This is a genomic window from Frigoribacterium sp. UYMn621 (genome assembly GCF_040549525.1).
Taxonomy (GTDB): domain Bacteria; phylum Actinomycetota; class Actinomycetes; order Actinomycetales; family Microbacteriaceae; genus Lacisediminihabitans.
Window position 1 is genome coordinate 61308 of record NZ_JBEPTM010000003.1, and the last position, 14246, is coordinate 75553.

Annotated in this window: 13 protein-coding genes; 10 read left to right on the forward strand and 3 right to left on the reverse strand. The window is 68.3% G+C overall.

The window, feature by feature from the left end:
• Nucleotides 1–57 precede the first annotated feature (57 nt).
• The gene (coaD, locus tag ABIB54_RS06590; protein WP_354574723.1) at nucleotides 58–540 is read left to right on the forward strand and encodes a pantetheine-phosphate adenylyltransferase; all 483 of its coding nucleotides are present in this window, start codon (nucleotides 58–60) and stop codon (nucleotides 538–540) included.
• Between the two features lie 88 nt (nucleotides 541–628).
• Here coaD and ABIB54_RS06595 read toward each other — a convergent pair whose 3' ends face one another.
• Nucleotides 629–904 carry a hypothetical protein gene (locus ABIB54_RS06595; RefSeq protein ID WP_354574724.1) on the reverse strand — a complete coding sequence of 92 codons (276 nt, stop codon included), beginning with the start codon at nucleotides 902–904 and terminating at the stop codon, nucleotides 629–631.
• A 397-nt stretch (nucleotides 905–1301) separates the two neighbouring features.
• Here ABIB54_RS06595 and ABIB54_RS06600 point away from each other — a divergent pair, with 397 nt between their 5' ends.
• The 4 genes from ABIB54_RS06600 to cofC are packed head-to-tail and all read left to right on the forward strand — an operon-like array spanning nucleotide 1302 to nucleotide 4177.
• Nucleotides 1302–1673, forward strand: a complete 372-nt coding sequence (locus ABIB54_RS06600; RefSeq protein ID WP_354574725.1) for a PLDc N-terminal domain-containing protein — start codon at nucleotides 1302–1304, stop codon at nucleotides 1671–1673.
• A 56-nt stretch (nucleotides 1674–1729) separates the two neighbouring features.
• Nucleotides 1730–2731 (forward strand): TIGR03557 family F420-dependent LLM class oxidoreductase, encoded by a 1002-nt coding sequence (locus ABIB54_RS06605; RefSeq protein ID WP_354574726.1) that lies wholly within the window; start codon nucleotides 1730–1732, stop codon nucleotides 2729–2731.
• On the forward strand, nucleotides 2731–3483 hold the full coding sequence (locus tag ABIB54_RS06610) for a coenzyme F420-0:L-glutamate ligase (RefSeq protein WP_354574727.1): 753 nt from the start codon (nucleotides 2731–2733) through the stop codon (nucleotides 3481–3483). Before ABIB54_RS06605 ends, ABIB54_RS06610 begins: the two co-directional genes overlap by 1 nt.
• Nucleotides 3476–4177 (forward strand): 2-phospho-L-lactate guanylyltransferase, encoded by a 702-nt coding sequence (gene cofC / locus ABIB54_RS06615; protein WP_354574728.1) that lies wholly within the window; start codon nucleotides 3476–3478, stop codon nucleotides 4175–4177. The genes ABIB54_RS06610 and cofC overlap by 8 nt, the downstream gene beginning before the upstream one ends.
• 9 nt (nucleotides 4178–4186) lie before the next feature.
• On the opposite strand, the gene cofD is transcribed toward cofC, so the two are convergent.
• The gene (gene cofD / locus ABIB54_RS06620) at nucleotides 4187–5164 is read right to left on the reverse strand and encodes a 2-phospho-L-lactate transferase (RefSeq protein WP_354574729.1); all 978 of its coding nucleotides are present in this window, start codon (nucleotides 5162–5164) and stop codon (nucleotides 4187–4189) included.
• 194 nt (nucleotides 5165–5358) lie between these two features.
• Here cofD and ABIB54_RS06625 point away from each other — a divergent pair, with 194 nt between their 5' ends.
• The 4 genes from ABIB54_RS06625 (at nucleotide 5359) to ABIB54_RS06640 (ending at nucleotide 11801) form a co-directional block, all read left to right on the forward strand.
• Nucleotides 5359–6333 (forward strand): AAA family ATPase, encoded by a 975-nt coding sequence (locus ABIB54_RS06625; protein WP_354575051.1) that lies wholly within the window; start codon nucleotides 5359–5361, stop codon nucleotides 6331–6333.
• Nucleotides 6334–6419: 86 nt separating this feature from the next.
• A complete protein-coding gene (locus ABIB54_RS06630) occupies nucleotides 6420–7766 on the forward strand; it encodes a DUF58 domain-containing protein (protein ID WP_354574730.1) in 1347 nt (448 codons plus the stop codon).
• Nucleotides 7753–10089 (forward strand): transglutaminase TgpA family protein, encoded by a 2337-nt coding sequence (locus ABIB54_RS06635; protein WP_354574731.1) that lies wholly within the window; start codon nucleotides 7753–7755, stop codon nucleotides 10087–10089. The genes ABIB54_RS06630 and ABIB54_RS06635 overlap by 14 nt, the downstream gene beginning before the upstream one ends.
• 212 nt (nucleotides 10090–10301) lie before the next feature.
• Nucleotides 10302–11801, forward strand: coding sequence for an APC family permease (locus ABIB54_RS06640; protein ID WP_354574732.1), 1500 nt, complete (start codon nucleotides 10302–10304; stop codon nucleotides 11799–11801).
• Nucleotides 11802–11917: 116 nt separating this feature from the next.
• On the opposite strand, the gene ABIB54_RS06645 is transcribed toward ABIB54_RS06640, so the two are convergent.
• Nucleotides 11918–13243 carry an aminotransferase class I/II-fold pyridoxal phosphate-dependent enzyme gene (locus ABIB54_RS06645; RefSeq protein WP_354574733.1) on the reverse strand — a complete coding sequence of 442 codons (1326 nt, stop codon included), beginning with the start codon at nucleotides 13241–13243 and terminating at the stop codon, nucleotides 11918–11920.
• Between the two features lie 144 nt (nucleotides 13244–13387).
• On the opposite strand from ABIB54_RS06645, the gene ABIB54_RS06650 reads away from it, so the two are divergent.
• Entirely contained in the window at nucleotides 13388–14236 is an 849-nt protein-coding gene (locus ABIB54_RS06650; RefSeq protein WP_354574734.1) for a nitrilase-related carbon-nitrogen hydrolase, read from the forward strand.
• Nucleotides 14237–14246 lie beyond the last annotated feature (10 nt).

Consider the following 14246-nt stretch of genomic DNA (forward strand, 5'->3'; position numbering starts at 1 on the left):
CCGTCACACACCCCTGGAGTTCATCGACCCGTAACACCGGTGCCGTAGGCTCGCCATATGAGCAGGATCGCCGTCGTCCCTGGTTCCTTCGATCCGGTGACTCTCGGTCACCTGGACGTGATCGAACGGGCGGCGAAGATCTTCGACCGGATTCACGTACTCGTCGTGCACAATCCGGCGAAGACCGCCCTTCTTCCCGTGGCCCAGCGAGTAGCCCTCATCGAGAGAGCGATCCTCGACGCCGGTTTCGATGGCGACATCATCGTGACCTCGTGGAGCGTCGGCCTGCTCGTTGACTACTGCACGGAGGTCGGTGCGAGCGTGATCGTGAAGGGCATCCGTTCGCAGGTCGATGTGGCCTACGAGACGCCGATGGCGATCGTCAACCGCAATCTCGCGGGCGTCGAGACGATCTTCATGCTGCCGGACCCCGCGCACGCTCACGTTTCGAGCTCTCTCGTGCGCCAGGTTGCTGGCCTCGGTGGGGATGTCGCACCCTATGTGCCGAAGGCCGTCGCGGACTTCCTGCAGAACGGCTGAGTCGGACGCGGGACGACGCCGCGGGCGACTCCGCGGCATCCCGAGGATCGGGACGCGGCGAGGTCGACCCCGCGGCGCCGGCGGCGCATCAGCGCGGCGGCAGGTTAAGGCCCTGCCACCGCAGCGCAAGCCGTTCTCGTTCGAGCCTGGCGAGATACTGCTCGGCATGGCGGGCACGCCTCTCGCGGGATTCGAGTTCGAGCGGTCGGCGACCCCAGGTGATCAGGGCGAGCCCCAGGCGGAGCGCGGCACGATCGATGAGGCTCACCCGGCGCACGTGCCGCGGCGCGGCGAGCTGGGGCGAGGGGGGCGGATGGACGGATGGGCCGGAGCGACCGGGCGCGGTCGACACAGCGGTTTTCATGATGGTGGTACCTCACTGCTGGAATGCCGCGTGGGGCGGCGAGATCGATGGGGGAAGGCCGAAGAGTTCGCACGCTGCACGAGACGCGAGCGTGCGGAACCTCGAGGGTCGGGCTTCGAAGACGTCATCACCGACTGCATCGGTGGTGACTCCGGCTCTCAGGAGGCGAGGGTGCCGATCAGGCGGTGATGGTGCCGACGAAGCCGGCGGTAATGCGATTGCGGGTCATTCCCGAAACATCTGTAAAAATCACGCTGGCTCCTTTCGTCAATGGCGCTGGGCCAACCTACCGGCATCGCAGCGGATCATGCAAGCACTTTTTTCGGACGCCACCCTTGGCGTGTCGGGGACGCGACGGGGTCTCGCCTTTTTGGTCCCTGATCCCTAAGCTCTGCTCATGTACATCATCCCCGCCCTTGACCTGCTGGTGATGGTCTTCGCGCTCGTCGACATCATCCGGGCGGACCGATGGAGCATCCGGCACCTCGACAAGTCGATCTGGATCATCATCGTCATCCTGCTGCCTGTGATCGGCGCGGTGCTCTGGTTCGTCCTCGGGCGGGACTACGGACAGGCGGTCGACCGGGGGAGCTTCGGCGACCCTCGGCGGCGGGAGGCGGTGGTGCAGCCCGAGAGCTCCACCGAGCGCGAGCTCGCCGCCCTCGAACGGGAGATCGCCCAGCACGAGCAGGATGACCGCATCCGCCGTCTCGAGGCGAAACTGCGGGAACGGCAGGGTGAGAGCACACCGGAGAATTCCGAGAGCTGAGAGCGATCCGGGGCCGACGCGCTCCGGAGCACTGCGGTGTCCGAGACAATAGAGTCATGCCCAGTTCACCCCCGCACGTCGGCTACGCCGCCATGCTCGAACAGTTCCACCCCACCGAGGTGCTGGGGCTCGCCGCCCACGCCGAGCAGAGTGGATTCCGCGGTGTGATGGCTGCCGATCGTTTCCAGCCCTGGGTGCCGCGCCAGGGGCAGGCCAGTTTCGTCTGGAATGTGCTCGGCGCGCTGGGCCAGGCGACCTCAGGCGACCTCGGGACCGGAATGACGGTGCCGACGTTCCGGTGGCATCCCGCCATGGTGGCCCAGGCCAGTGCGACGCTCGCCGCCATGTATCCGGGACGACACTGGCTCGGCATCGGTTCGGGCGAAGCCATCGACGAGCACGTCACCGGGGCGTATTGGCCGGAGACCGCCGAGCGGATCAACCGCATGTTCGAGGCGATCGAGATCATCAAGAAGCTGTTCGTCGCCTCGCTCGCCGGGCGCGACACCAAGCACAGCGGCCCACACTTCTCGCTGGAGTCCACCCGACTGTGGACGATGCCGGAGGTGGCCCCCGAGATTCTGGTGGCCACGTCCGGTCCCGTCACCGCGAAACGCGCCGGTCGCACGGTAGACGGCATCATCATCGACGGGGCTCCGGTGGACAAGATCGCCGGACTGTTCGCGAGGTTCGACGAGGGAGCGCGCGAATCCGGGCGCGCCGGCGGCACGAAGGTGCTTCGGCTTCATCTCAGCTGGGCGTCGACCCACGAGGCGGCGATGGCGAACGCCATGACCGAGTGGCCGAACGGCGGGATGCGATTCCCGCGATCCGACATCCGCTCGCCCTTCGAATTCGAGCAGCTCGCCCGGTTGGTTCGCCCGGAGGACTTCGAGGGGCGGATGCTCGTGTCGGAGGATCCGGACGCGCATCGGGCCACCATCCAGTCGTACCTGGACCTCGGTTTCGACCGCATCTATCTCCACAACGTCGGGCGCAACCAGCGCGAATGGATCGACGTCTTCGCGCGCGACGTGCTGCCGAAACTGGTGCGCTGATGCTCACGGTCTGGGCGATCGAGGGGATCCCGGAGATCGGGGCGGGGGACGACCTCGCGGCGATCATCGGGGGTCTCGCCGGCACGCTCGAGGAGGGCGACATCCTCGCCGTGACCTCGAAGATCGTGTCGAAAGCGGAGGGTCGCTTCGTGCGCGCGGCCGACCGTGAACAGGCGATCACCGATGAGACGGTGCGCGTTGTGGCGACTCGGAGCCATCCCGGCGGCGTCACGCGCATCGTCGAGAACCGCCTCGGCATCGTCGCCGCGGCGGCGGGCGTCGACGCCTCGAACACGCCGGAGGGCACCGTTCTGCTGCTGCCCGTCGACCCGGATGCCTCGGCCCATCGCCTGCGTGTCGCTCTCGAGAGCCGCTTCGCTGTGCGCCTCGGGGTGATCATCACCGACACGCTCGGCCGCGCCTGGCGCGAAGGCCAGACCGATGTGGCCATCGGCGCGAGCGGTGTTCGGGTGCTCGACGACCTCCGCGGCACGGTCGACGCTCAGGGGCGACGGCTCGATGTGACGCTGCCGGCTACCGGGGATGAGATCGCTTCCGCTGCCGACCTCGTCAAGCGCAAGAGCGGCGGCTTGCCGGTCGCGGTGGTCAGAGGGCTCTTTCACCTGCTGGCGGAGGATGCCGAAGGGGCGCGCTCCCTGGTGCGTCCGGCCGCGAACGACATGTTCCGGCTCGGTACCGACGAGGCGTGGAGCCAGGGTTTCGAAGCCGGAAGGGCGACGACGGGTGAATAGCGCGCCGGGACCGGCGGGTGGACGTCGCCCGACGACCACGGGCATCCGCAAATCCGGGTCGGCCGGATCAGCCGGTCGGCCGACCACCGAGTGGGTCGTCGTCGTGCCGGTGAAGGGCACGAGCCAGGCCAAGTCCCGATTCGGGCCCGGCGATCATTCGGCGCTCGCCCTGGCCATGGCCGCCGATACCGTCGCGGCGGCGATGGACGCGGACGGTGTGGCAGGGGTGCTCGTCGTCACCACCGTCGAGGCGTCGGCTGTGTTCGACGATCTCGGGGCCTTCGTGATCGTGCAGGAGCCCGACGGGCTCGCCTCCGCCATCGACCTCGGGATATCGATCGCGACGGAGATGACCGAACCGGGCCGGGGGATCGCGGTGCTTCTCGGAGACCTGCCCGCCCTCACCCCGGCCGAACTGTCAGCGGCTCTCACGGCTGCCCGTGCCCATCCGCTCGCGACGGTGCAGGATGCCGCCGGCGAGGGGACGGCGCTCATCACGGCCGTCTACGGTGCCACCCATGCTCCGGCCTTCGGGCCAGGATCGAGCGCGGCGCACCGCGCGCTGGGATATATGCCGCTCGAGGTATCTTCCTCATCCGGGTTGCGGAACGACGTAGATTCCGCCGCAGCCCTCGCGCTGCTCGAGGGTCGACTTGGCGCTCGCACCGCCGGCGTGCTCGGCTCGAACCTCTAGAGCGGACGGTCAGCGCGGGGCCGCGGCCAGGGCATCGGCGGCGACCTGCGCGCTCGAGTCGAGGTCGCGCATCCAGAGCGGTACCGCGGTCGTGGCGATGCCGGATGCGGAGAGCGCTGCTGCCGACGCGGCGTCCGTCTCGTCGACGAGCCACGCGTCGAGGAGCCCCCCGGAGTCGCGCGCTCCGTAATGCAGCGCGACCGCCTCCGCGGAGGTCTGCACCCCGATCGCGGTGAGGCAGGCATCCGCCATTCCCCGCACGACGGAGCCGGCGATGATTGGCGACACACCGACGATGGGGGCGGATGTCTCGACCAGCGCGGCACGGATGCCCGGGATGCCCAGGATGGTGCCGATCGACACGACCGGGTTCGACGGGGCGACGAGGATGACATCGGCGTGTGCGATCGCCTTGAGCACACCGGGGGCGGGGGTCGCGGTGCCCACGTCCTGTTGCTCGAACCGGCGCGCGGTCAGCGACGCGCGGTGACGCGTCCACCACTCCTGGAAGTGCATCGTGCCGTCGTCGGTCACCACCTGGGTTTCGACCTCGTCGTCCGTCACCGGAAGAAGGGTGACCCCCAGGTTCCAGCGGGTGGTGATGCGCGCCGTCGCCTCGCTGAGGGGCAGGCCGGTGCGCAGGTAGTGGGTCCTCGTGATGTGGGTGCCGAGGTCCAGATCGCCGAGGGTGAACCACGGCCATCCGATCCCGTACGCGGTGAGCTCGGCGCTCACGCGCTCGGTCTCACCGATGCGGCCCCACCCGCGCACCTCGTCGTTCGCGCCCGCAAGGGTATACATAATGGAGTCGAGGTCGGGGGCGATGCGCAAGCTGTTGAGCCACATGTCGTCGCCGGTGTTGACGACGGCGGTGACCTCTGCGGTCGTTCCCCCCGATCCGTCGGGAAGGGTCTCGCGCAGGTGGTGACGCAGGCCGCGAAGAAAGCGGGCGCCGCCGACGCCTCCGGAGAGTACGGTAATTTTCACGGTGTCAACGCTAGCCCGACCGGACGAGCCGAAGCGCCTGCGCGCCAGGTCGATGGTGCCTGAGTATTCGCTAGACAATTGACTGAGTGTCAGCACGGGTCTGGCAGACTCGCGAAAGATATGGCGAAGAGTGGGCGGGACCAGCGAAGCACATGACGACCAACGACGTGAGCAGCAACAGCACCGACAGCACGATGCGGCTGGACGACTTCTCGCGCAACTCGACCGAGATCATCCGCAGCATCGAAACGGTCATCGATGGCAAGCGCGATGCCGTGCAGACGGCCCTCACCGTGCTGCTCGCCGAGGGGCACCTGCTGATCGAGGATGTGCCCGGAGTCGGTAAGACGATGCTGGCGCGAGCTCTCGCGAAATCCGTCGACTGCACGGTCAACCGCATCCAGTTCACCCCCGACCTGCTCCCCTCGGACATCACCGGTGTGTCGATCTACAACCAGGTCGAGCGGGAGTTCGAGTTCAAGCCCGGGCCGATCTTCGCCAACATCGTCATCGGTGACGAGATCAACCGCGCGAGCCCGAAGACCCAGAGTGCACTGCTGGAGAGCATGGAAGAGGGCCAGGTGACCGTGGACGGATCCACCAGCATCCTCGCCTCACCGTTCACCGTGATCGCCACCCAGAACCCCGTGGAGATGGAGGGGACCTACCCGCTCCCCGAGGCACAGCGCGACCGCTTCATGGCGCGCATCTCCATGGGCTACCCGGATGAGGCGGCCGAGCTCAAGATGCTGCGAACCCGGGAGTCCGCGAGCCCGCTCGGCGACCTCCAGCCCGTCGTCTCCACAGTGCAGTTGATCGCCATGATCGCGACGGTGCGCAACGTCTTCGTCTCGACGGCCGTGGAGCAGTACGCGGTGAGCATCGCGCAGGCGACACGGCACGACCGCGACCTCCGGCTCGGCGCGAGCCCCCGGGCGACACTTCAGCTGGTGCGGGCGGCCAAGGCGCGCGCGGCCCTCGATGGACGGGAATTCGTGCTTCCGGATGACATCGATGCCCTCGCCGTCGCGGTGATGGGTCATCGGCTCATTCCGACGAATCGAGTCTCCGGCAACGGAAATCCCTTCGCCACGGGAGCTGTCGCCGACATCATCTCGCGCATCGTCGCCGCCACTCCGGTGCCCCTCGGTGCCGTTGGCCCGGCCTGACCAGCCCCATGCCGGGTCGCAGCAACAGCCCAAGTGCGGGGGCGAGGTCGGTTCCCGCGTCGAGAGCTGCCGCACGAGCCCTCACCATGATCGGCGCCTCGCGCGGACCTGCGGTGGCCCGACGCATCGCCCGCCTCACCCGTCGCGGCTGGGTGCTGCTGGTGTGCGGCGGGCTCGCCATCCCCGCCTCCTACTGGGCGGGTCGTCGCGAACTCCTGTACCTGGGCTGCTTCCTCGCGCTGCTTCCCCTTCTCGCGCTCGCCTTCGTGCGCTTCCGACGCATGCGGCTCTCGGTGCGTCGCTCCTTCTCTCCCGCTGTGGTGAGCGCCGGGCACCCCACCATGGCGGATCTGAGGGTCGGCAACCAGTCCGCCTCCGCCTCGACTGAGGCGAACTGGCGTGACTCCTGGCCGTGGTCGCCCTATGCGACCGAGCCGGCGCGACTGCCGGCCCTTCTGCCAAGCGGCCCCCGGTTCGCCGGGCGCGGATCCAGCGTGTTGTTCCGCTACGAAGTCACCCCGCCCAGCCGCGGGGTGTTCGAGCTCGGTCCGATGCTGGTGGACTTCGCGGACCCCTTCGGCCTTGCCGACGGAGCCCTCGTGGCGGGGGCAGCTGAAACTCTCACGGTGACTCCGGCTCTCGTGCCGCTCGCGGACGGGGTCGTCTCCATCTCGGCCGATGAGGGCCCCACCCGGATGCTGCAGCGGCGCGCGCTCGGTGGTGAGGACGACCTGATGACCCGCGAATACCGACGCGGCGACGCCCTGCGGCGCGTGCACTGGCGTGCCTCTGCGCACTCCGGGCAGCTGATGGTGCGCCAGGAGGAACAGCGCAGCCATGCCGAGGCGCGCATCCTGCTCGACACGAGGCTCACGCACTATCGCGACACCGAGCGCGTGGAGGACACCGACACACCGCGTAGCGACGCCTTCGAGTGGGCGGTGACCTTCACGGCCTCGCTCGGGGTGCATCTCGCGCGCACCGGGTTTCTCGTGCAGGTGATCGAGACTGCCCCGGCGCAACTGGCCTCCCCGGAGCACACGGACGAATTCCTGGAGAGTCTCGCGTCGGTCTCGCTGAGTAACGAAGCCCCCGAGGAGCTCTCGCTACTGCGTGGAGTGCAACGACCGGATCGCTCACAGGGCTCCGTATTCGCCATCGTGTCGGATATCGACTCGGCGACGGTCGAGCGGCTCGCGGCTCAGCGCCATGCCTTCGATCTCGCCGTCGCCTTCCTCGTCGCGCCCCGGCAGCTCGCCCTCGAGCGCACCCTCACCGAGGCCGGGTGGCTGTGCGTGACCGTGCAGCCCGACGACTCGATCGAGAGCGCCTGGTTGGCGCTCGGCGCGCACCAGGACGCGCCCGCCCGCTCCGATCGCGACCCGAACAGCTCGATTCTCTTCGAACGGGAGGCCCGCGATGAGCGGCCCTGACCTGGCCACTCGCCCCGCGCGCAGTGCACCTCCCGGGCCACCCCGACCCACCGCGGCACAGTCGACGGCGACCGCGGTCGCGCGATCCGCGGAGCTGCGCACGAGTGGCGCGCTCCTGCTCGCACTGCTGGTGACCCTCGCGGGACTGCACGTGATTCTCGACGGGGTCGCCTGGTGGTTCGAACTCGCGCTTCTCTGCATGGTGCTGCTCGCCAGCGCGGCACTCGTGCGGCGCCTGGTGCCGGCGGCATCCACCGTCGCCGGCGCGACCGACTTTCGCCGCATACTCCCCCCGGTGGTATCCGCCGTCGTGATGCTGCTCGCCGTCACCGCGGTCTTCGTGCCCTCCACGGCGATCCTGGGTATCGTCCCGACCGGCGCGTCGTGGACGGCGTTCCAGCAGCTCATCGAGGCAGGCAACTTCTCGATCGCCCGGCAGTCCCTGCCGGCGACGGCGGTCACCTCCATCATGTTCCTGCTCTGTCTCGGCGTCGGTGCCCTCACCATCCTCGCCGACGTGCTGGCGAACACCCTCCGCGCGCCCGCACTCGCGGGGGCCCCGCTGCTCGTGCTCCTCGCGGTGCCGAGCGCCGTCTCCATCGACATCACCGATCCGATCGTCTTCGTGCTCGCGGCGCTCGCCTACCTCCTGCTGCTTCGAGCCTCCGCCGGGCGACGGCAGACCGCGCTCACCATCGGACTCGCGGCGACAGTGGTGGTCGCCTCGCTCGTGGCGCCGCTGCTGCTGCCGGAGTTGAGCCCGGCGCAGAACACCAATGGCACCGGCTTCAGCTCCGGGGTCAATCCGGTGCTCTCGCTCGGACAGAACCTGCGGCAGGACGTCGAGCGCACGGTCCTCGGCTACTCCACCGAATCGGGTAACGCGCAGTACCTGCGACTGGTCAGCCTGCAGGACTTCAGCGGCTCCGACTGGGCACCGGATGCGTTCCGCCAGCGCTCCGCGAACACGACGGATGCGATCGGCGCCCCGCCCGGACTCTCGCCCGATGTCTCCACCACCGAGGACCAGGTGTTCGTGGACGTTGGCAGTCTCACCAGCCCGTGGTTGCCGCTGCCCTACCCCACCTCGAGCATCGGCGGACTCGACGGAAAGTGGTTCTGGGACTCCGACGGGCTCGCGGTGAAAAGCCCCAATCGCGACTCCGCCTACGAGAACTATCGCGCGACCAGCCTCGTCATCGCGCCCACGCCGGCCCAGCTCGCGAGCGCCGGAACTACCGTGCCCGCCGGCTTCGAGCGGTTCCTCGCCCTCCCTTCCGGCATGCCGAAGGTCATCGCGGATACCGCGAACGAGGTGGCCGGTGGGGCCACAAGCAACTACGAGAAGGCACTGCTCCTGCAGGGGTTCTTCCGTGACGGAGACTTCCAGTACTCCGAGACCGCGCCGGTCGACCAGGGCTACGACGGCACCGGGATGACCGTGATCGCGGCGTTCCTCAAGGCGAAGGAGGGGTATTGCATCCACTTCGCCTCGGCGATGGCGGTGATGGCCCGCAGCCTCGGCATCCCGTCCCGCATCGCCGTCGGCTTCCTCCCCGGTGCCGAACTCCCCGAGCGGCAGAACGGCCGCACGGCCTTCACGGTCACCACTCACGACCTCCACGCCTGGCCGGAACTCTACTTCGAGGGCATCGGCTGGACCCGGTTCGAGCCGACCGTCGGTCGGGGTGAAGTGCCCGCGTATGCGGACACCGCGTCACCGGATGTCCCGACACCGGTGAACACGGCTACTCCGGCGCCCTCGGCGAGCGCAACAGCCCGCCCGTCCTCTTCGGCCGCACCCCTCGCTCCGGAGCAGACCGCGCAGGCGAGCCCCGCGGCGGCCCGGGCCGCCGCGGTGGGCACCTGGTTGTGGCTGGTGCTTGCCCTCGTGGTCGTCCTGGCCCTGGGACTGGTGCCCGCCGCGCTCCGCGCGATGGTGCGTCGACGCCGCCTCCGGGGCCTCGCCGCGGGCAGTGCGACCGCGCTGACGGCCTGGCACGAGATGTTCGACACGGCCGCCGACCTCGGTATCGACATCCCCGAAACGGCGACCCCGCGCGACGCGGCCGAACTGTTCGCCCTGTCCATCGGCGGTGCATCCCGCGACCCCATCGACCGGGTGAGGGCCGCCGTGGAGAGCGAGAGCTACGGACAGGCGAGGAGCACGGTGCTCACCGCCTCAGCGTCACTGGCGGGCGACCTGCGGAGGGTCATCGGCGATCTCCGGTCCTCCGCCGACCGCGGGCGTCGCCTTCGTGCCACGCTGGTGCCGGCATCCGCCTGGGATCGGATTCGCCGAGCCGCTCGCATCGGGGACTGACCGGGCGCCGCGGCCCTCACGGTCGCCCGTCCTGACTCTCGACCAGCGTCTCGGTTCACTGTCGAACGGTGATTCGCCGAGCGGGAGGGGAGAATCGCCGCGTCGGACGGTCGATGGCGAGGCAGCCGTCCCGCTAGATTGTGTCTCACGCTGTGAGGATGCTGCGATCACTGCCGATCGTGGTGCTTCACAAAGAAGGCTGGAAGGTAACAATGCCCGCTGATTCTTCCCCCACCTCCGAGAGATCCGACAGCGAGCATCTCGCTGTTCTCGGCTACGAGGACACGTTCGACCGATCGATGACCCTGTGGGCCAATTTCGCCCTCGGCTTCACCTATCTCTCCCCGCTCGTCGGGGTGTATTCGCTCTTCGCACTCGCCGTCTCCACGGGCGGACCGCCCTCGATCTTCTGGTTGCTGATCGTGGGTGGCGGGCAGATGCTCGTGGCTCTCGTCTTCGGCGAGGTCGTGTCCCAGTACCCCATCCACGGGGGGATCTACCCTTGGACCCGTCGCCTCTGGGGGCGCCGATACGCGTGGATGGCGGCCTGGGTCTACATCTGGGCCATGATCGTCACCATCACCGCCGTCGCCGAATTCGGCAGCGGATTCCTGGCGAGCCTCCTCGGTCTTCCGGTGACCAAAGCGGTCACCCTCGGTCTCACGGTCGTCTTCCTGATCGTGGCGCTCGGCCTCAACTTCACCGGCACGAAGACGCTCGGACGTGTCGCCCGAATCGGGCTCGCGGCCGAGCTCATCGGGGTGATCGCGGTCGGACTGTACCTGCTGATCTTCCAGCGCCACCAGGAATTCAGCGTGTTCTTCAACTCCATGGGCGTAGAAGGCAAGGGCTCCTACGGGGTCGCATTCCTCGGTGCTGCGCTCGCCGGACTGTTTCTCTTCTACGGTTTCGAAGCCTGCGGCGACGTCGCAGAGGAGGTCGCTGACCCGGCCCGTCGCATCCCGCGCGCCATGATCCTCACCATCCTGGTCGGCGGGGTGTCGTCGCTCTTCGCGTTCGGAGGCTACGTGATGGCCGCCCCCGACCTGCAGTCGATCGTGGATGGCAAGGATGCCGACCCGATCCCCGCGATCCTCCAGGCCTCCCTCGGAGACGTCGGCGCGAAGATCTTCCTCCTGGTCGCTCTCACCGCGTTCCTCTCCTGCGTTCTGAGCCTCCAGGCGGCGGCCAGCCGGCTGCTCTTCTCGTTCGCGCGGGATGGGATGATCCCCGGTCACCGGTGGCTCGCAAAGGTCTCGCCGCGAAGCAAGGTGCCCACCAACGCCCTGATCGTGGCGTGCAGCATCCCGGTCATCCTCTGCCTGATCATCTTCGTTGGGCCCGACGGCCTGCTGACGCAGATCACCTCGTTCGCCGTCCTCGGCATCTACGTGGCGTTCCAGGCGGTCGTGCTCGCGTCCCTGCGCCAGCGGATCAAGGGATGGCGCCCGGCGGGACCCTTCAGCCTGGGGCGCGCGGGCTTCGTGATCAACATCGCGGCTCTCGCCTACGGAGTCTTCGCCATGGTGCTGCTCGCCGTTCCCGGACGCTCCGGAGTGTTCCTCAATGACTGGATCGTGCTCATCGGCCTGGTGATCGTGATGGGTGTCGGGCTGCTGTACCTGTTCATCGCCAGGCCAGACCGCAAGTCCGACGCGCCGGAGGGTGATGCGATCCGCGTCGCGGAACTCCTGCGGTCCAAGGGACGCTAGCTGCGAGGCTTCGCGCCCGGCCGCCGCGGGATCCGAGATCCCGCGGCGGCCTCAGGGTCGTCTGAGGTCAGCGCCGTGTTCTCGCGGCCCGAACCTAGCGACCGACGTCGCCGCCCTCAGGCGCGCGCGGCCGTGGCGAGCTGCTCGGCGATCGTGTCGAAGTCTCGACTCACGAGCCCGGCGGTGACCCGCACGAAATGACCGCCGGCGCTCGCCTCGAAGGGCGTCCCGGCCGCGACGCGGATGCCGGCCGCCGCCAGTTGCACGATGGCGGAGCGCTCATCCGCAACCTCGAGCCAGGTGTTGATGCCATCCGAGGGGGCAAGCGTCACGCCGTGACCGGCGAGCGCCTCCGAGAGGCGCCTCTGCCGGGAGCGGTAGATGCGCCGGGCGTCGTTGACCTCCGAGATCGAGGTCGAGTCGGTGAGCAGGTCATGCAGGATCGTCTGCAGCATGCGCGAAGTCCATCCCGGACCGAGGATGCGTCGGGCCACGAGCCGGTCGATGATCTCGGTCGGCCCGCCGATGGCCGCGATGCGCAGGTCGGGACCGTGCGACTTGGAGAAGCTGCGAATGTGCAGCACCTGCCCCGGCAGCCAGCTACCGAGGCTCACATCGCGCGAGACCGCGATCTCGCCGGAATGGTCGTCCTCGATCACGATGGCATCGCTCGCGTGCCGGCTGAGACGGATGACGCGCGCAAGCTCCTCCGCCCGCGCCTTCGTGAGCGAGCGGCCGGTGGGGTTCTGCGCGCGGGGCTGCAGCAGGATCGCGGTCGGTCGCAGCGTCAGCGCCTCCGCGAGCAGGTCGGGACGCATGCCGTCTTCGTCGAGGCGCACCGGCACGCGCACCGCCCCGAAGTGGTCGAGGAGGTCGAACATCGGGGGGAACCCGGGATCTTCGACCACTACCCGGTCGCCGAACCGGATGACGGTCTCCATGGCGCGGGACAGCGCATCGAGAGCGCCGTCGACCACGGTGATCGCCTGCACCTCGTAGGGCCAGCTCGATCTCAACACGGTCTCGAGTTCCGGGATCACGGGCTGATCGAGATAGCTCGCCGTGCCCGCGCGTTCCGCCACCCGCGAGAGCGCCGGACCGAGCGCGGGAAGCAGCTGCGGGTCGGGCGTGCCGCTCGACAGATCGAGGCGCGTCGCCTCGAGTTGACCGGCGAGGCCCTGGAATCGAGGGGGGAGCCACTTGCGCGGGGCGGCCATCACGAAGCTTCCGCTTCGCCCCCGAGACACGATGAGTCCGACTCCCGAGAGCGCCTGCCAGGCATGGCTCACCGTCGCCGGACTCACTCCGAGGTCGAGCGCGAGCTCCCTCACGGTGGGAAGGCGGTCGCCCGGCGCGAGATCACCCGAGGTGATCATGCGCGCGACCGTCGCCGCGATCCCATGCGGTGTCGCCTCTTCGACGGCGGTGGCGATGGGCTTCACATCCGGCCTCCGCTGTCAATGATTGATCTGGATTCGAATCGGCCCTATGTTTACGCCAACGTCATAGACAGAAACATAAGGGAAATGTTTACGGCGCACAATAACAAAAACCGTGAGATATACAGCTCGGCGAAAGAGGCCCCATTGACTGTCGTACGCGCAGCGATCACCCAGACCACATGGACCGGCGACAAGGAGTCCATGATCGCCAAACACGAGCAGTTCGCTCGTGATGCGACTGCGGACGGCGCCCAGGTCATCTGCTTCCAGGAGCTGTTCTACGGGCCATACTTCGGCATCACCGAAGATGCCAAGTACTACGCCTACGCCGAGCCGGCCGACGGCCCGATCGTGCAGCGGTTCGCCGCCCTCGCGAAGGAACTGAACCTCGTGATGGTGCTTCCGATCTACGAGGAGGACATGCCCGGCGTCTACTACAACACCGCGGTGGTGGTGGATGCCGACGGAACGATCCTCGGCAAGTACCGCAAGCACCACATCCCCCACCTCGACAAGTTCTGGGAGAAGTTCTACTTCCGCCCCGGCAACCTCGGCTACCCGGTGTTCAACACGGCGGTCGGTCCGATTGGCGTCTACATCTGTTACGATCGCCACTTCCCCGAGGGATGGCGCGAGCTCGGCCTCAATGGAGCGCAGATCGTGTTCAACCCCAACGCCACCAAGCCGGGCCTGTCGAACCGCCTCTGGGAGATCGAGCAGCCCGCCGCCGCGGGAGCGAACGGGTACTTCGTCGCCGCGCCCAACCGGGTGGGACGCGAGGACAACGAATACGGGGATCTCGCGGTCACCTTCTACGGCAACAGCCAGTTCGTCGACCCCCAGGGCAACATCATCGGCGGCTACGGCAGCGGAGAGCACGAGGAGATCGTGATCCGCGACCTCGACATGGACATGATCCGGCAGGTGCGCGACAACTGGCAGTTCTACCGTGACCGCCGTCCGGAGTCCTACACGAGCATCCCGAAGCCGTAGGGGAGTCGCC

Excerpts from the sequence above, each read along its gene's own strand:
- coaD (WP_354574723.1), top strand. The coding sequence starts at position 58 with ATGAGCAGGATCGCCGTCGTCCCTGGTTCCTTCGATCCGGTGACTCTC.
- ABIB54_RS06595 (WP_354574724.1), bottom strand. The coding sequence starts at position 904 with ATGAAAACCGCTGTGTCGACCGCGCCCGGTCGCTCCGGCCCATCCGTC.
- ABIB54_RS06600 (WP_354574725.1), top strand. The coding sequence starts at position 1,302 with ATGTACATCATCCCCGCCCTTGACCTGCTGGTGATGGTCTTCGCGCTC.
- ABIB54_RS06605 (WP_354574726.1), top strand. The coding sequence starts at position 1,730 with ATGCCCAGTTCACCCCCGCACGTCGGCTACGCCGCCATGCTCGAACAG.
- ABIB54_RS06610 (WP_354574727.1), top strand. The coding sequence starts at position 2,731 with ATGCTCACGGTCTGGGCGATCGAGGGGATCCCGGAGATCGGGGCGGGG.
- ABIB54_RS06625 (WP_354575051.1), top strand. The coding sequence starts at position 5,359 with ATGCGGCTGGACGACTTCTCGCGCAACTCGACCGAGATCATCCGCAGC.
- ABIB54_RS06630 (WP_354574730.1), top strand. The coding sequence starts at position 6,420 with ATGATCGGCGCCTCGCGCGGACCTGCGGTGGCCCGACGCATCGCCCGC.
- ABIB54_RS06635 (WP_354574731.1), top strand. The coding sequence starts at position 7,753 with ATGAGCGGCCCTGACCTGGCCACTCGCCCCGCGCGCAGTGCACCTCCC.
- ABIB54_RS06640 (WP_354574732.1), top strand. The coding sequence starts at position 10,302 with ATGCCCGCTGATTCTTCCCCCACCTCCGAGAGATCCGACAGCGAGCAT.